The organism is Pseudomonas zanjanensis, assembly GCF_014268745.2.
GTDB lineage: Bacteria > Pseudomonadota > Gammaproteobacteria > Pseudomonadales > Pseudomonadaceae > Aquipseudomonas > Aquipseudomonas zanjanensis.
This window is the reverse complement of record NZ_JABWRB020000001.1, coordinates 774,482-793,657: the sequence shown is the minus strand read 5'-3', so window position 1 is coordinate 793,657 and position 19,176 is coordinate 774,482. Positions and strand designations below refer to the sequence as shown.

The 19,176-nt window shown below is 61.1% G+C and carries 20 protein-coding genes; 9 read left to right on the top strand and 11 right to left on the bottom strand.

Annotated features, from left to right (window positions below):
• Positions 1 to 68 precede the first annotated feature (68 nt).
• Positions 69 to 836 carry a DODA-type extradiol aromatic ring-opening family dioxygenase gene (locus HU715_RS03710; RefSeq protein ID WP_186705348.1) on the top strand — a complete coding sequence of 256 codons (768 nt, stop codon included), beginning with the start codon at positions 69 to 71 and terminating at the stop codon, positions 834 to 836.
• A 196-nt stretch (positions 837 to 1,032) separates the two neighbouring features.
• Here HU715_RS03710 and HU715_RS03705 read toward each other — a convergent pair whose 3' ends face one another.
• The gene (locus tag HU715_RS03705) at positions 1,033 to 2,706 is read right to left on the bottom strand and encodes a DEAD/DEAH box helicase (RefSeq protein WP_014337279.1); all 1,674 of its coding nucleotides are present in this window, start codon (positions 2,704 to 2,706) and stop codon (positions 1,033 to 1,035) included.
• A gap of 486 nt (positions 2,707 to 3,192) precedes the next feature.
• Entirely contained in the window at positions 3,193 to 3,948 is a 756-nt protein-coding gene (locus HU715_RS03700) for a spermidine synthase (RefSeq protein WP_186705349.1), read from the bottom strand.
• Between the two features lie 143 nt (positions 3,949 to 4,091).
• Here HU715_RS03700 and HU715_RS03695 point away from each other — a divergent pair, with 143 nt between their 5' ends.
• A complete protein-coding gene (locus HU715_RS03695; RefSeq protein WP_053183144.1) occupies positions 4,092 to 5,438 on the top strand; it encodes a class II 3-deoxy-7-phosphoheptulonate synthase in 1,347 nt (448 codons plus the stop codon).
• A 134-nt stretch (positions 5,439 to 5,572) separates the two neighbouring features.
• On the opposite strand, the gene HU715_RS03690 is transcribed toward HU715_RS03695, so the two are convergent.
• Both HU715_RS03690 and HU715_RS03685 read right to left on the bottom strand, forming a co-directional pair.
• Positions 5,573 to 6,802, bottom strand: a complete 1,230-nt coding sequence (locus HU715_RS03690; RefSeq protein WP_186705350.1) for a winged helix-turn-helix domain-containing protein — start codon at positions 6,800 to 6,802, stop codon at positions 5,573 to 5,575.
• 64 nt (positions 6,803 to 6,866) lie between these two features.
• A complete protein-coding gene (locus tag HU715_RS03685; protein WP_039588913.1) occupies positions 6,867 to 7,085 on the bottom strand; it encodes a DUF1127 domain-containing protein in 219 nt (72 codons plus the stop codon).
• A 97-nt stretch (positions 7,086 to 7,182) separates the two neighbouring features.
• Here HU715_RS03685 and HU715_RS03680 point away from each other — a divergent pair, with 97 nt between their 5' ends.
• Positions 7,183 to 8,037, top strand: a complete 855-nt coding sequence (locus tag HU715_RS03680) for a LysR substrate-binding domain-containing protein (protein ID WP_027912697.1) — start codon at positions 7,183 to 7,185, stop codon at positions 8,035 to 8,037.
• Here the strand turns inward: HU715_RS03680 and HU715_RS03675 are convergent.
• A complete protein-coding gene (locus HU715_RS03675; protein ID WP_434705471.1) occupies positions 8,027 to 8,803 on the bottom strand; it encodes a sulfite exporter TauE/SafE family protein in 777 nt (258 codons plus the stop codon). The genes HU715_RS03680 and HU715_RS03675 overlap by 11 nt on opposite strands.
• 119 nt (positions 8,804 to 8,922) lie before the next feature.
• On the opposite strand from HU715_RS03675, the gene HU715_RS03670 reads away from it, so the two are divergent.
• The 3 genes from HU715_RS03670 to HU715_RS03660 all read left to right on the top strand — a co-directional run bounded on the left by HU715_RS03670 (position 8,923) and on the right by HU715_RS03660 (position 11,162).
• Positions 8,923 to 9,384: a MarR family winged helix-turn-helix transcriptional regulator gene (locus HU715_RS03670; RefSeq protein ID WP_186705352.1), complete on the top strand. Its 462-nt coding sequence runs from the start codon at positions 8,923 to 8,925 to the stop codon at positions 9,382 to 9,384.
• 308 nt (positions 9,385 to 9,692) lie between these two features.
• The gene (locus HU715_RS03665; RefSeq protein WP_186705353.1) at positions 9,693 to 10,112 is read left to right on the top strand and encodes an organic hydroperoxide resistance protein; all 420 of its coding nucleotides are present in this window, start codon (positions 9,693 to 9,695) and stop codon (positions 10,110 to 10,112) included.
• A 36-nt stretch (positions 10,113 to 10,148) separates the two neighbouring features.
• Positions 10,149 to 11,162, top strand: a complete 1,014-nt coding sequence (locus HU715_RS03660; protein ID WP_186705354.1) for an alpha/beta hydrolase — start codon at positions 10,149 to 10,151, stop codon at positions 11,160 to 11,162.
• Between the two features lie 242 nt (positions 11,163 to 11,404).
• Here the strand turns inward: HU715_RS03660 and HU715_RS03655 are convergent, their stop codons facing one another.
• Both HU715_RS03655 and earP read right to left on the bottom strand, forming a co-directional pair.
• Complete coding sequence (locus HU715_RS03655) at positions 11,405 to 11,974, bottom strand: elongation factor P (RefSeq protein WP_003199385.1); 570 nt, start codon at positions 11,972 to 11,974, stop codon at positions 11,405 to 11,407.
• Between the two features lie 48 nt (positions 11,975 to 12,022).
• On the bottom strand, positions 12,023 to 13,156 hold the full coding sequence (gene earP / locus HU715_RS03650; protein WP_186705355.1) for an elongation factor P maturation arginine rhamnosyltransferase EarP: 1,134 nt from the start codon (positions 13,154 to 13,156) through the stop codon (positions 12,023 to 12,025).
• A 121-nt stretch (positions 13,157 to 13,277) separates the two neighbouring features.
• Between earP and HU715_RS03645 the strand changes: the two genes are divergently transcribed.
• Together HU715_RS03645 and HU715_RS03640 are read left to right on the top strand one after the other, a co-directional pair.
• Positions 13,278 to 13,664, top strand: coding sequence for a hypothetical protein (locus HU715_RS03645; RefSeq protein ID WP_186705356.1), 387 nt, complete (start codon positions 13,278 to 13,280; stop codon positions 13,662 to 13,664).
• 1 nt (position 13,665) lies between these two features.
• Positions 13,666 to 14,148 (top strand): GreA/GreB family elongation factor, encoded by a 483-nt coding sequence (locus HU715_RS03640; RefSeq protein WP_186705357.1) that lies wholly within the window; start codon positions 13,666 to 13,668, stop codon positions 14,146 to 14,148.
• A gap of 7 nt (positions 14,149 to 14,155) precedes the next feature.
• On the opposite strand, the gene cysB is transcribed toward HU715_RS03640, so the two are convergent.
• The 4 genes from cysB to HU715_RS03620 all read right to left on the bottom strand — a co-directional run bounded on the left by cysB (position 14,156) and on the right by HU715_RS03620 (position 17,717).
• Entirely contained in the window at positions 14,156 to 15,130 is a 975-nt protein-coding gene (cysB, locus tag HU715_RS03635; protein WP_003199376.1) for an HTH-type transcriptional regulator CysB, read from the bottom strand.
• Positions 15,131 to 15,240: 110 nt separating this feature from the next.
• Entirely contained in the window at positions 15,241 to 15,741 is a 501-nt protein-coding gene (locus HU715_RS03630; protein WP_186705358.1) for a universal stress protein, read from the bottom strand.
• Between the two features lie 96 nt (positions 15,742 to 15,837).
• The gene (locus tag HU715_RS03625) at positions 15,838 to 16,743 is read right to left on the bottom strand and encodes a 5'-nucleotidase (RefSeq protein WP_186705359.1); all 906 of its coding nucleotides are present in this window, start codon (positions 16,741 to 16,743) and stop codon (positions 15,838 to 15,840) included.
• A 20-nt stretch (positions 16,744 to 16,763) separates the two neighbouring features.
• Positions 16,764 to 17,717: a putative 2-dehydropantoate 2-reductase gene (locus tag HU715_RS03620; RefSeq protein WP_186705360.1), complete on the bottom strand. Its 954-nt coding sequence runs from the start codon at positions 17,715 to 17,717 to the stop codon at positions 16,764 to 16,766.
• Positions 17,718 to 17,984: 267 nt separating this feature from the next.
• Between HU715_RS03620 and HU715_RS03615 the strand changes: the two genes are divergently transcribed.
• Positions 17,985 to 19,061, top strand: a complete 1,077-nt coding sequence (locus HU715_RS03615) for a 3-deoxy-7-phosphoheptulonate synthase (protein WP_186705361.1) — start codon at positions 17,985 to 17,987, stop codon at positions 19,059 to 19,061.
• Positions 19,062 to 19,176: the final 115 nt, after the last annotated feature.

The window sequence follows — 19,176 nt, the reverse complement described above, 5'->3', positions numbered from 1 at the left end:
AACTTATATTAGATTTAGATCATAGACCTGACGGAAGATGACCCATCTTAACGCTCAGGAGTCCGTCCATGCTGCCCAGCCTGTTTATCTCCCATGGCTCACCGATGCTCGCCCTGGAGCCCGGCGCCAGCGGCCCGGCGCTGGCCAGCCTTGCCGCTCAATTGCCCAAGCCCAAGGCCATCGTCATCGTCTCCGCCCACTGGGAAAGCAATGACCTGCTGGTCAGCGCCAACCCGCAACCGCGCACCTGGCACGACTTCGGCGGTTTTCCACCGGCGCTGTATGAAGTGCAATACCCCGCGCCAGGCAATCCACAACTGGCGATGCAAGTCGCAGACATGCTCAACGCCGCGCACCTGCCGACACGCCTCGACCCTCAACGGCCGTCCGACCATGGCGTCTGGGTGCCATTGTCGTTGATGTACCCCGACGCCGACATCCCGGTGGTACAGGTTTCCCTGCCTAGTCGCCAGGGGCCGGTGTTACAGACCCAGGTGGGCCAGGCCTTGGCGAGCCTGCGCCACGAAGGCGTCTTGCTGATCGGCTCCGGCAGCATCACCCACAACCTGCGCGACCTGGACTGGAATGCCGGCCCTGACAGTATCGAGCCCTGGGCCAAGGCCTTTCGCGATTGGATGGTCGAGCAACTGACAGCCAACGACGAGACCGCCTTGCACGACTACCGCCGCCAGGCGCCCAATGCCGTGCGCAGCCACCCCAGCGACGAGCACTTGCTGCCGCTGTATTTTGCCCGGGGTGCGGGTGGGAAATTCAGTGTTGCCCATGGGGGGTTCACCATGGGGACGCTGGGGATGGACATCTATCGGTTCGAATGATGGACCGCGTCGCTTCAATCGCGAGCAGGCTCGCTCCCACAGGGGTTTGGTGAGCGCCGAAGTCCAGTGTGGGAGCGAGCCTGCTCGCGATTGGCGTCCACACCACTCCCCCTGAAGGAGCCCCAAACGACAGGCGAAAAAAATCCCCGAACCAGTCGGGGATTTTTCATGTTCGATCAATCAGCCCAAGGGCCGATCAATCTTCGCGGTAGCGACGCAGCTTGAGCTGCTTGCCAGCCACGCGGGTGTCTTTCAACTTGGTCAGCAACTTCTCCAGACCATCTTCCGGCAGCTCTACCAGGCTGAAGCTGTCACGCACCTGGATGCGACCGATCGCTTCGCGGGCCAGGCCACCTTCGTTGAGGATGGCACCCAGCAGGTTCTTGGCGGCGATGCCGTCACGGGCACCCAGCGCAGTACGGCAGCGCGCACGACCTTCGGCCAGCGGGATCGGTGCACGACGCTCGCGATCACCACGGTCCGGACGATCACCGGTGCGCTCAGGACGATCGCCACGCGGTGCGTTGTTCGGCACCAGCGGACGTTCCTTCTCGATTGCAGCCAGGTTCAGCGCTTGGCCATTGGTGGCCTTGCGCAGCAGTGCGGCGGCCAGGGCGCGTGGGGTGCAACCGATGTCGGCGGTCAGGCGATCAAGCAGATCACCGTGGGTCGATTCGGCGTCAGCCACCAGTGGCGACAGGCTGTTGGTCAGTTTCTTGATGCGGGCATCGAGAACGGCCTGGGCGTCCGGCAGGCGAACTTCAGCCACCTTCTGGCCAGTCACACGCTCGATCACTTGCAGCATGCGGCGCTCACGCGGGGTGACCAGCAGCAGCGCACGGCCTTCGCGACCGGCACGGCCGGTACGGCCGATACGGTGAACGTAGGACTCAGGATCGTACGGCATGTCCACGTTGAATACGTGGGTGATGCGCGGAACGTCCAGGCCACGGGCCGCGACGTCGGTCGCCACAACGATGTCCAGGCGGCCATCCTTGAGGGAGTCGATCACGCGCTCACGCTGGTTCTGGGCAATGTCACCGTTCAGCGCGGCGGCTTTGTAGCCTTTGGCTTCCAGGGCGCTGGCCAGGTCCAGGGTCGCTTGCTTGGTGCGTACGAACATGATCAGGGCGTCGAAGTCTTCCACTTCCAGCAAGCTGAGAACGGCGGACGTCTTCTGGTCAGCGTGAACCAGCAGGTGAGCCTGTTCGATCGCGGTGACGGTCTGGGTCTTGGTCTGGATCTTCACGTGTTGCGGATCGCGCAGGTGGCGCTCGGCAATGGCACGGATCGATTGCGGCAGGGTGGCCGAGAACAATACGGTCTGGCGAGTCGCTGGCAGGGCCTTGAAGATGACTTCCAGGTCATCCATGAAGCCCAGCTTGAGCATTTCGTCGGCTTCGTCGAGAACCAGGTGGTTCACGGTAGCCAGGACTTTTTCGTCACGACGCAGGTGGTCGCACAGACGACCCGGGGTGGCGACAACGATTTGCGCGCCGTTACGGATGGCTTTCAGTTGTGGGCCCATCGGGGCGCCGCCGTAAACGGCCACAACGGTAACGCCAGGCATTTGCTTGGAGTAGGTTTCGAAAGCGGTTGCTACTTGCAGCGCCAACTCACGGGTTGGCGCCAGGATCAGGGCTTGCGGTTCGCGCTTGGCAGGATCGATGCGATGCAGGATCGGCAGGGCGAACGCAGCGGTTTTACCCGTACCGGTTTGCGCCTGGCCAATCATGTCGTGGCCGGCCATGATGATCGGGATCGATTGCTGCTGAATCGCCGAAGGTTCTTCGTAGCCGGTCGCAGTGACGGCAGCAAGAATGTTCGGGTTGAGATTAAAAGCGGCGAAGCCGCCGGTTTCCTGGGTCATGGGTCTGCCTCTAAGTGCATCCGCAAAGACCCATGCTCCAAAGCTGCGCATGCCGTGTTGAGACTCAAGAGTCGCCCTGGCTGCTTTGTCGGCGGGGATTTGCGAAAACGAATGAATGGAAAAAGAACGTCGTGGAAGCATCCGTTGTGCGGACATGCAACCGAAGCTGACTTCGGAGAATTGCGCTACCTTGACGCGGCCCGGCTAAAGGCCGGCGCGCACTATACCGGAATTCGCCCAAAAAGGGAGCTTTTTTTATTGCCAAACCCCGTTATGGGGCTCGCTGCCCCAGGCCCGGGGACAGCCGGCTAAAACGGTTCACCTCCAGACGCCTCCGCCCTTGTGGCGAGGGAGCTTGCTCCCGCTGGGTCGCGAAGCGGCCCCCTTCAATTTCAGAGATCAACCCAGGCGTCTGCTTCGCAGCCGAGCGGGAGCAAGCTCCCTCGCCACAGGGGAACTCACCGGCCATAAGATTCCTGACTTTGATCAGGTCGCCGGGCGAATGGCCTTGATCAACGACTGCAACGAATAGCCCAATCGCGGTGCCAACCCTTCGGCCCTGGCCACCAGCCCTTGCATATCCAGTTCCTGATCCAGGTCCGCCGGCACGATCAGGATCACGTTGCCCTCCTTCACCGGCAGCTCCCAATAATGCCGGTGGTACAAACCACGCAACAGCGCCGCGCCCAACGGCTTGCCGTCGTCGGTAGCCCATTGGTTGATCACCAGCCAGCCGCCGGGGTTGAGGCGTTTCTGGCAGTTTTCCAGAAACCGCCAGGCCAAGTGCCCGACGCCTGGGCCGACATCGGTGTAGAGGTCGACGAAGATCAAGTCCGCCGGCTCCGCCGTTTCGAGCAATTCCAAGGCATCGCCAACGCGAATATACAGTCGCGGATCGTCGTCCAGCCCCAGGTATTCGATGGCCAGGCGCGGCACGTCGGGGCGCAGTTCGATGGCTTCGACATCTTCCAGCGGCAGGAACTTGAGGCAGGCCTGGGTCAGCGTACCGGCGCCGAGCCCCAGGAACAGCGCACTTTCCGGCTGCTCGTGACACAACGCACCGATGAGCATGGCGCGGGTGTAGTCATATTCGAGCCAGCTGGGATCGGCCGTGAACACGCAGCTCTGCTCGATGGCATCGCCAAACTCGAGAAATCGGTAATCGGCCACTTCGAATACGCGGATCATGCCGAACTCGTCGTGCACCTCGGCGAGCAAATGCTCGACGCGCTCCTCAGTCATTTCATCTCCTGATGTTGCCGGGCGGGCATGAGCCTGCGCATACGGGGGGCAAAGGCGCGATTGTCCGCGAAGCAAGCGGAACAGGTCACGCACTAATTTGCTGATAACATGGCCGTCCGAGCGTAAATCACCTAGAGATCATGATGAGCCAACCCTGGAGCCCTGACAGCTGGCGCGCCCTGCCGATCCAGCAGCAACCCCGCTACCCCGACGCCGCGCACCTGTTGCAGGTGGAGCAGACCCTGGCCAGTTATCCGCCGCTGGTGTTTGCCGGTGAAGCCCGGGAGTTGCGCCGTCAGTTCGCCGAGGTGACCCAGGGCCGGGCGTTCCTGCTGCAAGGCGGCGACTGCGCCGAAAGCTTCGCCGAATTCTCGGCGGCCAAGATCCGCGACACCTTCAAGGTGCTGCTGCAGATGGCGATCGTCATGACGTTTGCCGCCGGTTGCCCGGTGGTCAAGGTCGGGCGGATGGCCGGGCAGTTCGCCAAGCCGCGCTCGGCCAACGACGAAACCATCGACGGCGTGACCCTGCCGGCCTATCGCGGCGACATCGTCAACGGCATCGGTTTCGACGAAAAAAGCCGCGTCCCTGACCCGGAGCGGTTGTTGCAGTCCTATCACCAGTCCACCGCCACCTTGAACCTGCTGCGCGCCTTCGCCCAAGGCGGTTTTGCCGATTTGCACCAAGTACACAAGTGGAACCTGGATTTCATCGCCAATTCAGCCCTGGCGGAAAAATACAGCCACTTGGCCGACCGCATCGACGAAACCCTGGCATTCATGCGTGCCTGCGGCATGGACAGCTCGCCGCAACTGCGCGAAACCAGTTTCTTCACCGCCCACGAAGCACTGCTGCTCAACTACGAAGAAGCCTTCGTGCGCCGTGACAGCCTGACCAACGACTATTACGACTGCTCGGCCCACATGCTGTGGATCGGCGACCGTACCCGTCAGTTGGACGGCGCCCATGTCGAATTCCTGCGCGGGGTGAACAACCCGATCGGCGTCAAGGTCGGCCCGAGCATGGACCCGGACGACCTGATCCGTCTGATCGACGTGCTCAACCCGGACAACGATCCCGGCCGGCTGAACCTGATCGCCCGGATGGGCGCCAACAAGGTTGGCGAACACTTGCCGCCACTGTTGCGCGCCGTGCAGCGTGAAGGCAAGCAAGTGCTGTGGAGCTCCGACCCGATGCACGGCAATACCATCAAGGCCAGCAGTGGTTACAAGACCCGGGACTTCGCGCAGATCCTCGGTGAAGTGAAGCAGTTCTTCCAGGTTCACGAAGCCGAAGGCACCTACGCCGGCGGGATTCACATCGAAATGACCGGACAGAACGTCACCGAATGCATCGGCGGCGCACGGCCGATTACCGAAGACGGGCTGTCGGACCGCTACCACACCCACTGCGACCCGCGGATGAATGCCGATCAGTCGCTGGAACTGGCATTTTTGATTGCCGAGACATTGAAACAGGTTCGGCGGTAATTCAGACAGCTTTGTAGCGTTTGATTTATCGCTTTCGCGAGCAAGCCCGCTCCCACAAAGGAACTGTTGAGTTCACAAAATCAGTGACCGACTCGGCCCAATGTGGGAGCGGGCTTGCTCGCGAAAGGGCCCGCTCAGTCACCATCAATCTGTGCCAATGCCACCGCCAACCGCACCCCACCCTCCCGCCGGCAATTGAGCTGAACCCGCTCCAGCCCCAACCACCGAGCCATGCGCCACAGGTTCAGTGCAAGAGCCTGCATCCCCTCCTCGTCCAGCCCCGGCGCCTCTTCGTGCACGGCATGCACCGCCAACTGTCCCAAGGCCCGCTCCGCCCGCAGATCGACCCGGGCGGCAATTCGTTCGTTGTGCAGAAATGGCAGGACGTAATAGCCATACACCCGCTTTTGCACCGGTGTGTAGATCTCCAACCGATAGCGAAAGTCGAACAACCGCTCGGTACGACCGCGCTCCCAGACCAGCGAATCGAACGGCGACAGCAAGGCACTGGCGGCAACTTTGCGAGGGATTTTCACCGCGGGTCGGCACCAGGCCGGTTGCTTCCAGCCTTGCACCTGACAGCGCAGCAGTTCGCCAGCCTCCTCCAACTCGGCCAAGCGCCCGCGACTGTCGGCCGGGTCGAGGCGAAAGTAGTCGCGCAAGTCTTTCTCGGTCGCGATGCCCAGGGCTTCGGCGGCATGTACCAGCAAGGCGCGCTGGGCCTGGGCTTCGTCCGGCAGCGGTTGCTGCAGGATCGAAGCCGGCAGTACCCGCTCGGGCAAGTCATAGAGCCGCTCGAACCCACGCCGCCCGGCTACCGTGACTTCGCCTGCCGCGAACAACCATTCCAACGCATGCTTCTCAGCGCTCCAGTCCCACCACGGCCCGGCCTTTTCCTGGCGTGTGGACAAACTGCCTGCGCCAAGAGCGCCCTGCTCCTGGACCGCCGCCAGGACGCGGCGGATGACATCCTGGCGTTCCTGGCCGAAACGCGCCAATTGCTGGTAGATCCCTTCGCCACCCGACGCCCGATTCATGCGCCAGCGCATCAGCGGATACATCGACATCGGCAATAGCGAGGCCTCATGGCCCCAGTATTCGAACAGCGTGCGACGTCGGCCCTGGCTCCAGGCAGCTTGATCGAGCAAATCGCGATTGTAGTGACCGAGGCGGGAGAACAGCGGGAGGTAATGCGAGCGCACCAACGCATTGACGGAGTCGATCTGCAGGACGCCGAGGCGTTCGATCAGGCGGTTGAGGCGCGAGGGTTGCACCGAAGCTGGCGGCGACCGCCCATCGAATCCTTGGGCGGCCAACGCCAGACGCCGGGCCTGTTTGAGGGTAAAGGACACAGTCGCGGGCATGGAGATCTCCTTGTCTGCTCGCAACCTACCTCACCAATAAGGGGTTTGTGTAGGAAAGGATGGCTCATTTGTGCATTGGGTCATCCCAGAATGGCCGAACCACTTCCTGCTCTACGTCGGCACGACTCACGCCAATGTCCTTGAGCGCCTCGTCGCTCATGCCGGCCAGCAACTCACGTTCGTGGTGCAATTCGTACCAGCGACTAACCTTATGCAGCAGAGCACTGACCGAGAAGCCGTGGGAGAGTTTGTCTATCAGTAGATAACCTTTTTGACCTTTCATCGTGATGTCCTCCGTTGGGGATGGCTCAAGTCTCGCGCTAACGCTAAGATCAATCCAACGAATGTTTCTTATGCAATACATCTCGGAGATTGATCAATTGTCGAGTTACCCGAGCATCGATACGGAAGTGCTGCGCACCTTTGTCGCCATCGCCGACCAGGGCGGTTTCACCCGGGCCGGGGAATTGGTCAATCGCACCCAGTCTGCCGTGAGCATGCAGATGAAGCGGCTGGAAGAAGACGTGTTGCAGCGACGACTGTTCGAGCGTGACGGGCGCCAGGTCAAGCTCACCGCCGAAGGCCAGGTGCTGCTGGGTTATGCCCGGCGGATCCTCAAGCTGCACAGCGAGGTGTTCAATACCCTGCGCGAACCGCACATGGTCGGCACGGTGCGCATCGGCACGCCGGACGATTACGTGATGCGCTTCCTGCCGGGCATCCTGCAACGCTTCGCCCAGTTCTACCCTTTGATCGAAATCGAAGTGCACTGCGAATCGTCCAAGCAGTTGCTGCTGCGCCAGGACCTGGACCTGTCCATCGTCACCCGTAAACCGGGGGACGAGATCGGCCAGTTGCTACGCAAGGAACGTTTTGTCTGGGCCGAAGCCGCCTGCTTCAACGTCCACGAACAAACACCGCTGCCGCTGGCGATGTTCAACAGCGATTGTTTCTGCCGGCAATGGGCGTGCAACGCATTGGATGCCATGGGCCGCGATTATCGCGTGGCGTACAACAGCTCGAGCCTGTCGGCACTCATGGCGGTGGTGGGGGCCGGCCTGGCAATCACGGCGCAACTGGAAAGCCTGCTGACCCCGGACATGCGCGTACTCGGCGAGGCCGAAGACCTGCCGGAACTGCCCGAGGCCAGCATCATGCTGATCCGCAACCTGCACAACCCGTCGCCGATCACCGAGTGCCTGGCCGAACACATCGTCGAAGGTTTCAAACTTTAAAGGCGAGCAGCACCGCGCACAGCACCAGGAAACCGCAGAATAGCCCGCGCAACAGCCGCTCCGGCAGCGCGTGGGCGACTTTCACTCCCCAACTGATGCTCAGCAGGCCACCGATGGCCAGCGGCAGGCCGATGCTCCAGTCCACTTCGTGGTGAAACGCATACGTGGCGAGGGTCACGCCAGTACTGGGCAAGGCCAGCGCCAGGGACAAGCCTTGGGCAACCACCTGGGTGGTGCCAAAAATGCTGGTCAGGATCGGCGTGGCGACCACGGCCCCACCGACACCGAACAGACCGCCCATGGTGCCGGATGCGGCCCCCAGCACGGCAAGCCATGGCCAGCCATGACGCATCTGCGCCGATGCCGGTGCAGTGGCGGCGAACATGCGGACCAGATTGTAGAGTGTCAGCGCGATCAGGAACGCTACGAAGCCGATCCGCATGCGGTCCGCGTCAATCCCCACGGCCCAGATCGAGCCAAGCCAGGCAAAGCAGAAACCCATGGAAGCCAACGGCAGGACATGCCGCAACTCAATGCGATTGCGCTGGTGATAGCGCCACAACGCAAGCATGACGTTGGGCACCACCATGACCAGCGCCGTACCTTGGGCCAGTTGCTGGTCGAGGCCGAACCAGACGCCCAGTACCGGAATGGCAATCAGGCCGCCACCGATCCCGAACAATCCTCCCAAGGTGCCCAAAACGGCACCAAACAGCAAAAACTGCACAAATTCGAACAAGACGATTCCCCTTTCCTTAGGGCGCATATCCTACGCAGTCGGCGGCAGCGGGGAAACGGGCCATCTGATCAGGTCGTCAGAATTATCTGGCGCATTAAAGATTTGCCCGCTAGATTCATAACGATCATTGATTTGAAGGTTTTGCCATGAACACCCTGCGCGACACCCCCGAAGCCTGCGAAGCCCTGCTGCTCGACAACCAGGTCTGCTTCGCCCTGCACTCCACGTCACTGCTGATGACCAAAGTCTATAAACCGCTGCTACAGGCCTTGGGCCTGACCTACCCGCAATACTTGGCGATGATGGTGCTGTGGGAAAAGGACGGATTGACCGTCGGTGAAATCAGCACACGCTTGCTGACCGACCCCGGCTCGTTGACGCCATTGCTCAAGCGCCTGGAGGCCGAAGGCCTGTTGAGCCGCACCCGCAGCCGTGAGGACGAACGCGTGGTGATTGTCGAACTCACCGAACAGGGCCGTGCCCTGCGGGAAAAAGCCCTCGACATCCCCCAATGCATCCTCGCCGCCAGCGGCCAGACCCTGGAGCAGTTGAAGAAGCTGCAACTCGACCTGCAAGAGCTGCGCGGGCATTTGCAAGACAGCATCTGACTCCCATCTGTGGGAGCGGGCTTGCTCGCGAAGGCGCCGGTACATCCAAGACCCCTACCAACTGATCCACCGCTATCGCGAGCAGGCTCGCGATAGCGCCAACCCTGTCTACCCTGCCCTCCTAAAAAATTTTATACGCTTAATAACCGCTCTAGCTAAAGGCTTTCAGGCTTTTTCAGATCGCCGATTCCATCTCGCCTCGAAAATTTATCTTGCGCACAATATATTAGCGCTATACATTCTCTCCACACCTACTTAGCGCGCAAACATTTAGCGTAAAACACCTACCCAGAAACGAGGCGATCATCATGCAAACTCTCTACACCGCAATCGCAACTTCCACTGGCGGCCGTGACGGTCGTGCGATCTCCAGCGACAACATCCTCGATGTCAAACTCGCTACACCCAAGGAACTCGGCGGTGCAGGCAGTGCGGCTACCAACCCTGAGCAGCTGTTCGCCGCCGGCTATTCGGCCTGCTTCATCGGCGCCTTGAAATTCGTGGCTGGCCAAAGCAAACGCAAGATCCCGGACGACGCCTCGATCACCGCCCATGTCGGCATTGGCCAGATCCCCGGCGGTTTTGGCCTCGACATCGACCTGCACATCAGCCTGCCGGGCCTGGACCAAGCCGACGCACAAAGCCTGGTGGACGCGGCTCACCAAGTCTGCCCGTACTCCAACGCCACCCGCGGCAACGTCGATGTGCGCCTGCATGTCGCCGTCTGACCATAGCCCCCTGGACCCGAACTTAAGGAGATACACATGAACACGCTCAGCAAAGCCTTGACCGCCACCCTTCTCGCCCTCAGCGTCAGCAGCGCCTTCGCCGACGGCATCGTCGAACACAACACCCAGGCGTTTCTCGACGCTCTCAATGCCGGCACCGGCAAGCCCTTGGAACAACTGTCGCCCAAGGACGCCCGTGCCGTATTGGTGGGTGCCCAGGCGGGAGTCAAACTGACCTTGCCCAAGGCCGACGTCAGTGAGAAAACCATCCAGGTCGATGGCCAACCGATCAGCCTGACCATCGTTCGCCCAGCCGGGGTCAAGGGTGAGTTGCCCGTGTTCATGTTCTTCCATGGTGGTGGCTGGGTATTGGGCGATTTCCCGACCCATGAACGACTGGTTCGGGATCTGGTGGCGGGTTCGGGTGCTGTCGCGGTATTCGTCAACTACACGCCTTCACCCGAGGCGCATTATCCGGTGGCGATCAACCAGGCCTATGCGGCGACGAAGTGGGTCGCCGAGCATGGCAAGGAGATCAATGTCGATGGCAAGCGCCTAGCGGTAGCGGGTAATAGCGTGGGTGGCAACATGGCCGCGGTCGTGGCGCTGATGGCCAAGGACAAGGGCACCCCGGCGATCCGCTTCCAGGCATTGCTGTGGCCGGTGACCGATGCCAGCTTCGAGACGGCGTCCTACAACCAGTTCGCCGAAGGGCACTTCCTCAGCAAAAACATGATGAAGTGGTTCTGGGACAACTACACCACCGACGCCGGGCAACGCGGCGAGATCTATGCCTCGCCATTGCGGGCAACCACCGCGCAACTCAAGGGCCTGCCGCCCGCGCTGGTACAGACTGCCGAAGCGGATGTCTTGCGCGATGAAGGCGAAGCCTATGCCCGCAAACTGGACGCGGCGGGGGTCCCGGTCACAGCTGTACGTTACAACGGCATGATCCACGACTATGGCTTGCTCAACGTCGTCAGCCAGGTGCCTGCGGTGCGTTCGGCGATGTTGCAGGTGTCGCAAGAGCTCAAGCAACACTTGAAGTAATTGCACGCCGAAGCTGAAGTGACTGCACGCCGAAGCTTTTGTGGCGAGGGAGCTTGCTCCCGCTCGGCTGCGTAGCAGTCGTCATCGGGTCAATGCGGTATGACTGGATGACCGAGTTGCCTGGGGTGGGGCTGCTACGCAGCCCAACGGGAGCAAGCTCCCTCGCCACAGGGGCCGGGTCGAAATAGAAATATAAAAAAGCCCGACTCAATGGTCGGGCTTTTTTATACAGAAGGCTTCGCTTATTTAGCGCGGCCTTTGTAGGAACCGCCTTCGCGGGTATCGATCTCGATCATGTCGCCGATTTCGATGAAGTCAGCAACCGATAGCTCGGTGCCGTTCTTCAGTTTGGCAGGCTTCATCACCTTGCCGGACGTGTCACCGCGAGCGGAGCCTTCGGTGTAGTCAACCTGACGCACGATGGTGGTCGGCAGCTCTACGGAAACCAGGCGCTCTTCGAAGAACACGGCTTCGCAGACGTCGGTCATGCCTTCTTCGATGAACGGCAGAACGCTTTCGATGTCTTCGGCGTTCAGCTCGTACATGGTGTAGTCAGTGGTGTCCATGAACGTGTAGGTGTCGCCGCTGATGAAGGACAGGGTCGCTTCTTTGCGGTCGAGGATCACATCGTCCAGTTTGTCGTCGGCGCTGTAGACGATCTCGGTCTTGTAACCGGTCAGCAGGTTCTTCAGCTTGGTCTTCATGATCGCGCTGTTACGACCCGACTTGGTGAACTCAGCTTTCTGAACCAGCCAAGGATCGTTTTCGAGACGGATCACGGTCCCGGGTTTCAGTTCTTTACCAGTTTTCATTGCGAATATCCGAATTTGGATGGGATTTACAAAAATCTAGGCCGCGTATCATATCCAATTTACATAAAACTTCACCAGCGCTGCGGCAAGATCCGGTCGCGAGGCCTGTTCCAGACACCACGCCTGGGCGTGTTCGAGCAGTTCCGGCTGCTGTTCGCGGCTGGCTTTCCAATGTTCGGCCATGTCCTGGCCGGCATTCCAGGCCCGCCACAGACCACCGGTCGCTTTTTGCGCGGCTGGCGAAAGCCCCTGATTGTAGAGGGTGAGAAACGCCTCGAGTTTTTCCAGGTGGACGTCCTCTTCCTGCTGGTAGATATGCCAGAGCAGCGGACGGCCGGCCCATTGGGCGCGCACGAAGGAGTCCTCGCCGCGCACGGCATTGAAATCACAGCACCACAGCAAGTGGTCGTACTGATCCTGGCGGACGAACGGCAGCACCTGCACCGTCAGCGCGCCGCGTCGATGCAGCGCACCGGCTTTCAGGCCTTCGACAGCGAGCCAACGCTCGACATCGCCCAACACCCGACCTTCGGGAACCAGCACATGGAACGCCTGGGCATCGGTTGCCATTGCGTCAAACCAGCTCGCCAAACCTGCGTTTTCATAGGCAAACAGCGAGATCAGGCACGTCTCCGGCGCCCGCTCGATGCCCAATCCCTGGAGGAAAATACGTTGTGCCTCGGCATCCTGTTGGAATTGCCGACGACGCTCCAGCAAACCGGCCTCACGCAGCAAACCACCTGTTCCCTCCCGAAAGCCCGGAAAAAAGAAGTATTTCTGCACGTGTTTGTACTTGACCGACGGCAAGCCGTGGCAACCGATCACCCAGTCCTCGGCGCTCAGATAATCGAGGTTCATCCACAAGGGCGCGGTCGGGCGCTCGGCCATCGCCTCCATGTAGGCACTCGGCAACTGGCAGGCAAAAGCGGCGATCACCACCTCGGCGGCCTCGGTAGCCGGCCAGACCGCAGGCCAGTGGCGCACCTGTACGCCCTGCTGCCATTGCTCGGACAGGGTGATATCGATTTCCGGACACAGCCGTTCGAAGGCGCGTAGATCGTCAACCCAGAGCCGCACCGCGCATTGGTGCTCGGCCACCAGTTGCCGAGCCAGGCGCCAAGTGACACCGATGTCGCCATAGTTATCGACGACGGTGCAAAAAATATCCCAGCGCACAGCCATTCTCGACTCCCTGTGACAAAGGCCTGATTGTCCCGAATAAACCGATCGCGCAGAAGAGCCGACGGCGATTAATCTTCATGCGACAATCACCGCCTGCCCATGCCCCTGCCAGGAAGCAGCCATGCCCGATCACTCCCCAGCCCCACGTCTCAGCGCTTTGAAATTGACGGTCAGTATTGCCCTGGGCCTATGGTTGGGGTTTCTCGCCATCGTCCTGACCGGCTGGCTGCTGTCAAAGTTCCTGTTCGACGAACAACTGGCGCCCGTGGCCGCCGCCGTCCATCAATTGGCGCAACCGCCGGCGGTGCAACCGGCCCCGGAACCGTCCGCCCCGATGTTCGAGCAGTACCAGCAGAACCTGCAAAGGAACGAGCAGCGCCAGGCGCTCGATCAGGCCAGGAGCAATCCGCGCAACCTGTCCAACCCCAAGTGCCAGTTCTGGTTGCAGCAAGACCAGAATGCGCCCAGTGAAAAAAGCCGCGCCAACGTCCTGCAATTCTGCGAATGATATGAACAAACAGACCGTCCACCAGTTGATTCTCGACAAGCTCAAGATTGATCTCGACATCGCCGAACGCGCCGCGCAGACCGCCTACGAAACCGCGACCCACGAAGAAAACATCGCCGAGAACAAATACGACACCCTGGGCCTGGAGGCGTCCTATCTCGCCGCCGGACAAGCCAGGCGCGTGGAAGAAATCCGCCAGGCCCTCGCCCTCTGCCAGAACCTGGCCTTAAGGCCCTATGACGAGGAGCGCGGCATTCAGGTCGGCACGTTGATCGGCCTGGAAGATGAGGACGGCCGCCAGCAATGGCTCTTTTTGGGGCCGGATGCGGCGGGTTTGAAGGTTTCGCTGGTGGGCCAGCCGATCACCGTCATCACCCCTCGCTCACCGCTGGGCCGCGGCCTTTTGGGCAAGTTCGAAGGGGATGAGGTGGAAATCGTCGTAGCGGGCGCCCGGCAACAGTTCGCTGTCACCGAGGCGATCTAGAAGGGCCTTAGTGCACCGGCAGCTCGACACCGTCGAACAACTCTTCGAGTTCCTGCTTGTTGTGGCACTGGATGGCTTTGGCCATGACTTCACGGGTCAGGTGCGGCGCGAATTTCTCGATGAAATCACACATGAAACCGCGCAGGAACGTGCCACGACGGAAACCGATCTTGGTCACGCTGGATTCGAACAATTCGCTGGCATCCAACACCACCAGGTCACTGTCGAGCTTGGTATCGACGGCCATCTTCGCGACGATGCCCACGCCCAGGCCCAGGCGAACGTAAGTCTTGATCACGTCGGCGTCGGCGGCGGTGAACACCACTTTCGGCGTCAGGCCACGGTGGCTGAAGGCTTCGTCGAGTTTGGAACGACCGGTGAAACCGAATACATAGGTCACGATCGGGTATTCGGCCAGGGCTTCGAGGGTGAGCTTGGGCAGCTTGGTCAACGGATGGCCCTGGGGCACGACCACGCAGCGGTTCCAGCGGTAGCACGGCATCATCACCAAGTCACCGAACAACTCCAGGGCCTCGGTGGCAATGGCGAAATCCACCGTGCCATCGGCCGCCATCTCGGCGATCTGCATCGGCGACCCCTGGTGCATGTGCAGCGCCACGTCCGGGTATTGCTTGATGAAATTACTGATCACCGGCGGCAGCGCATAACGAGCCTGGGTGTGGGTGGTGGCGATCGAGAGGGTGCCTTTTTTCTCGTTGGAGAATTCCTGGGCGATCTGCTTGATGCTCTCGACCTTGCGCAGGATCTCGCCGGCCGTGGTGATGATGCGCTCACCCGCCGGGGTCACGCGGGTCAAGTGCTTGCCGCTGCGGGCGAAGACTTCGACGCCCAGTTCATCTTCCAACAGGCGGATCTGCTTGCTGATGCCGGGTTGCGACGTGTAGAGGCTTTGGGCAGTAGCGGAAACGTTGAGGTCGTGGTGCGCCACTTCCCAGATGTAGCGCAGTTGTTGAAGCTTCATATGTATCCCTCAAAGCAGTTGGACGCCACGGGCATCAGCGACGGTATATAACTATATGGAAGGTCACGACAATAAATCTAGAACTTTTTATAGAACGCCATCATTTAGCCTCAGGCCTCGCCCTGGCGTCGGCGCTGCACCAGGGGGACCAGGTAGACCGGCACCCGGGATAACTGCAATACCCGCGCAGCGGTCCTGCCCAAGGGGGTTTCACCGCTCGCTCCTTGGCAATGACTGCCCACGATCAACAAATCCACGGAGAGTTTCGCAGCCTGCTCCAGGATGACCTGGGAAGGATCGCCCTGGTACACCCTGACCGATTTGATCAGTTTCAAGTCCTGTTGCCCGTCCCCCAATTCCTCGCGGAAATTGTCGAGCACCCGCTGTTCGATATTGGCCATCACCGTACTCAGACCTTGGCGATGGAATTCGTTCAGCGCTTGCTCGTCGAGATAGCTTTGCAACACCGATTCGGCGAACAGCCCCATCGGTTCTACCGCATGCACCACATACAACTCGGCTTCAAACGTCCGTGCCAGCGCCAAGGCATGCTGCATCACATAAGGGGCGTAGAGACCCAAGTCTGTGGCGTACAGCATCGAACGAATCATGTGACCTCCTCGAGTGCCAGAATGGCGGAGATTGATTCAGCTTAGCAGCGCCTTGGCGACTGCGACGTGCGGCCTGACGTCCCGGCCCCGAGGTCGTCAGGGCTTTATTTCGTTACTGATGCCATGGGGCACGTGACCGGTGGCGACCACCTCCCGAGCCAGTTCGCAATGGCCCGTCTGGTCATCGAAAAACACATCGGCGGCGAAGGCCTCCAGAAAGGCCGATTTGGTCAGGCCGCCGAGAAACAACGACTCATCCAGACGGATGTCCCATTCACGCAACGTCCGGATGACCCGCTCGTGGGCCGGTGCCGAACGGGCCGTCACCAGCGCCGTGCGGATGGGGCAGGCGTCCTCGGGAAACTCACGCTGCAGCGCATTGAGCGCCGCCAGGAAGCCCTTGAACGGCCCGCCCCGCAGCGGCTCGCGGGCGGCCTGTCGCTCGCTGGCCTGGAATGCCTCCAGACCACCGGTCTGATAGACACGCTCCGACTCATCGGAAAACAGCACGGCATCGCCGTCGAAGGCGATGCGCAATTCCCCGCTAGCGGCGCGACTGGCACCACCCGACAGGATGGTCGCCGCGGCAAAGCCAGCGTCCAGGGCGCTGCGCACGTCTTCAGCGTGAGTGGACAGAAACAGATCGCAGCCGAAAGCCTTGAGGTACGGGTAAGGGCTACGGCCGCCAACGAAGGCCGCGCGTGAAATGGCCAGCCCATAGTGATGAATGGAGTTGAACACCCGAAGGCCGGTGTCGGCACTGTTGCGCGAGACCAGGATCACCTCGACCCGGGCACGCCCCAGGTGCTCGTTGAGGTCCAGCAGTTTCTGCACGAGGGCGAACGCGTCACCGGGCGCCAGGACTTCGTCTTCATGCTCGATCTGATATTGCCGATAGGCCTCGACGCCACTCGACAGGTACACCTTGTGGCTTTCCCTCAGGTCGAACAGCGCCCGCGACGAAATCGCCAGCACCAATTTGTCGTCGATGTTGTTTGCCATGCCGCTCCCCCTTCGCCCGCTCAGCGGTTGTTCCGATCCATGAACGCCAACGCCTGATACAAGGCTTCGATTTTCGGCAGCTCACACCCTGCCGCTTTCGCCGCCGCCAATGGCCGGCCATAGATCGCGTCCAGTTCCAGCGCACGCTTGTGGGAATAATCGTGGTACATGCTCGGCCAGTAGTCGGGCATCTTCTCGGTCATCGCGAACAGGTACTCGGCATAACCCGGCGCGATCTGATGCCCGCAGGCTTGGGCACCGCGAACCACCTCCCCCATCAGCGCCTGGATCAATTCGCGGCTATGGTCGTTGGCCATCAACGGCGTAGTACTGGCGCCCAGCAGAACCGAAAGGCCGTTGTACGGCACATTCCACACCAGCTTCTGCCAGCGGGCCTGTTGCAGGCCGGGCATGGCCTGGGCGTCGATACCGGCGCTGCGGAACATCGTCGTCGCTTCTTCGACGATCGCCATGCGTTGCGCCTGATCGGCGCAAGGACCGCTGTGATAACCGACGTTGACCGCGCCAAGTGCCTGATGGGCGACGACGCCAGGGCCGACGCGATGCACGCAGATCAGGCACAGGCCACCCAGCAGGTGCAACGAGTCGGGCAGCAACGGTCGAAGGTCGTCCTCGACATCGAGGCCGTTCTGCAGCAGCAGGACTTTGGCCCCATCAGCGGCCGCCTGGGCAATGGCCGGGGCCAGGTCGGCATTGCTGGTGGTCTTGGCGCCGACCAGCAGCCAGTCGCAGGGCGGCATGTCGGCTGCCGAGGGATAGGCCTGGACCGGGTGGAGGGCCAGCGCACCGTGGACCGCGCTGTCGATCCGCAAACCGGCTTCGGCCACGGCGGCAAATTCGCTGCGCAACAGGAAGTGCACGTCAAAACCCGCACGCGCCAGCATCACCCCGTAGAACCCGCCAATCGCCCCGGTGCCGATCATCCCGATCCGTGGTTTAGCGCCTGCCTGCATCGTCGCAACTCCCCTGGTAAAAGTTCCTGCACACTATCAGCGCGAGCGGCACGGCATGCAATCTTCATTACATCTGCTGACGAAACTGTTGCAGAGCCACCTCCAGGGCCTTTTCCCCAGCCTGTAGGGCATTAAACCCGTCCCAGCCCATTGTCGAGCCACCTCGTAACGCGATAAGGTTCGGCTCCCCGACGCGCTTAAAATCCGCTGTGCACCGCCGCGCGGGGATCGCTGGCGGCCGGCACCCGTGACCTGACGAGTAACACGATGGCTGATTTACCGATCAACGACCTTAACGTCGCCTCCAACGAGACCCTTATCACGCCTGACCAGCTCAAGCGCGATGTTCCCTTGAGCGACGCTGCCCTGCGCACCGTGACCAAGGGCCGGGAAGTCATTCGCAACATCCTGGACGGCACCGACCATCGCCTGTTCGTGGTCATCGGCCCCTGCTCGATCCACGACATCAAGGCCGCCCACGAATACGCCGAGCGCCTGAAAGTGCTGGCCGCGGAAGTATCGGACACCTTGTACCTGGTCATGCGCGTGTATTTCGAGAAACCTCGGACCACCGTCGGCTGGAAAGGCCTGATCAACGACCCGTACCTGGATGACTCGTTCAAGATCCAGGACGGCCTGCACATCGGTCGCCAGTTGCTGCTGGACCTGGCGGAAATGGGCCTGCCCACCGCCACCGAAGCCCTCGACCCGATCTCGCCGCAGTACCTGCAGGACCTGATCAGTTGGTCGGCCATCGGCGCGCGTACCACCGAATCCCAGACCCACCGCGAAATGGCCTCCGGCCTGTCGTCGGCGGTAGGCTTCAAGAATGGCACCGACGGTGGCCTCACCGTGGCGATCAACGCCTTGCAATCGGTTTCCAGCCCGCACCGTTTCCTGGGCATCAACCAGGAAGGTGGCGTGTCGATCGTCACCACCAAGGGCAACGCCTACGGTCACGTGGTGCTGCGCGGTGGCAACGGCAAGCCGAACTACGATTCGGTCAGCGTTGCCCTGTGCGAGCAGGCACTGAACAAAGCCAAGATCAAACCGAACATCATGGTCGATTGCAGCCACGCCAACTCCAACAAGGACCCTGCCTTGCAACCGCTGGTCATGGAAAACGTGGCCAACCAGATCCTGGAAGGCAACCAGTCGATTATCGGCCTGATGGTCGAAAGCCACCTGAACTGGGGCTGCCAGGCCATTCCGAAAGACCTCGCCGACTTGCAATACGGCGTCTCCATCACCGATGCCTGCATCGACTGGAGCGCGACCGAGAACACCCTGCGCAGCATGCATGCCAAGCTCAAGGATGTATTGCCTAAGCGGCAGCGTGGCTAAAAGATCGCAGCCTCGTTGCACTCGACAGCTCCTACACGCTCCTACGCATATTTGGGGTATGTAGGAGCTGGCGAAGCCTGCGATCCTTGCTCCACCAGAAATAAAAAACGCCGGG

What these genes read in the sequence shown, in the direction of transcription:
- HU715_RS03645 (WP_186705356.1), top strand. Translation starts at nt 13,278, where the DNA reads ATGCCCGATCACTCCCCAGCCCCACGTCTCAGCGCTTTGAAATTGACG.
- HU715_RS03625 (WP_186705359.1), bottom strand. Translation starts at nt 16,743, where the DNA reads ATGGCAAACAACATCGACGACAAATTGGTGCTGGCGATTTCGTCGCGG.
- HU715_RS03665 (WP_186705353.1), top strand. Translation starts at nt 9,693, where the DNA reads ATGCAAACTCTCTACACCGCAATCGCAACTTCCACTGGCGGCCGTGAC.
- HU715_RS03700 (WP_186705349.1), bottom strand. Translation starts at nt 3,948, where the DNA reads ATGACTGAGGAGCGCGTCGAGCATTTGCTCGCCGAGGTGCACGACGAG.
- HU715_RS03675 (WP_434705471.1), bottom strand. Translation starts at nt 8,803, where the DNA reads ATGCGCCCTAAGGAAAGGGGAATCGTCTTGTTCGAATTTGTGCAGTTT.
- HU715_RS03685 (WP_039588913.1), bottom strand. Translation starts at nt 7,085, where the DNA reads ATGAAAGGTCAAAAAGGTTATCTACTGATAGACAAACTCTCCCACGGC.
- HU715_RS03615 (WP_186705361.1), top strand. Translation starts at nt 17,985, where the DNA reads ATGGCTGATTTACCGATCAACGACCTTAACGTCGCCTCCAACGAGACC.
- HU715_RS03705 (WP_014337279.1), bottom strand. Translation starts at nt 2,706, where the DNA reads ATGACCCAGGAAACCGGCGGCTTCGCCGCTTTTAATCTCAACCCGAAC.
- HU715_RS03655 (WP_003199385.1), bottom strand. Translation starts at nt 11,974, where the DNA reads ATGAAAACTGGTAAAGAACTGAAACCCGGGACCGTGATCCGTCTCGAA.
- HU715_RS03695 (WP_053183144.1), top strand. Translation starts at nt 4,092, where the DNA reads ATGAGCCAACCCTGGAGCCCTGACAGCTGGCGCGCCCTGCCGATCCAG.
- HU715_RS03670 (WP_186705352.1), top strand. Translation starts at nt 8,923, where the DNA reads ATGAACACCCTGCGCGACACCCCCGAAGCCTGCGAAGCCCTGCTGCTC.
- HU715_RS03710 (WP_186705348.1), top strand. Translation starts at nt 69, where the DNA reads ATGCTGCCCAGCCTGTTTATCTCCCATGGCTCACCGATGCTCGCCCTG.
- HU715_RS03630 (WP_186705358.1), bottom strand. Translation starts at nt 15,741, where the DNA reads ATGATTCGTTCGATGCTGTACGCCACAGACTTGGGTCTCTACGCCCCT.
- HU715_RS03620 (WP_186705360.1), bottom strand. Translation starts at nt 17,717, where the DNA reads ATGCAGGCAGGCGCTAAACCACGGATCGGGATGATCGGCACCGGGGCG.
- HU715_RS03660 (WP_186705354.1), top strand. Translation starts at nt 10,149, where the DNA reads ATGAACACGCTCAGCAAAGCCTTGACCGCCACCCTTCTCGCCCTCAGC.
- HU715_RS03640 (WP_186705357.1), top strand. Translation starts at nt 13,666, where the DNA reads ATGAACAAACAGACCGTCCACCAGTTGATTCTCGACAAGCTCAAGATT.
- earP (WP_186705355.1), bottom strand. Translation starts at nt 13,156, where the DNA reads ATGGCTGTGCGCTGGGATATTTTTTGCACCGTCGTCGATAACTATGGC.
- cysB (WP_003199376.1), bottom strand. Translation starts at nt 15,130, where the DNA reads ATGAAGCTTCAACAACTGCGCTACATCTGGGAAGTGGCGCACCACGAC.
- HU715_RS03690 (WP_186705350.1), bottom strand. Translation starts at nt 6,802, where the DNA reads ATGCCCGCGACTGTGTCCTTTACCCTCAAACAGGCCCGGCGTCTGGCG.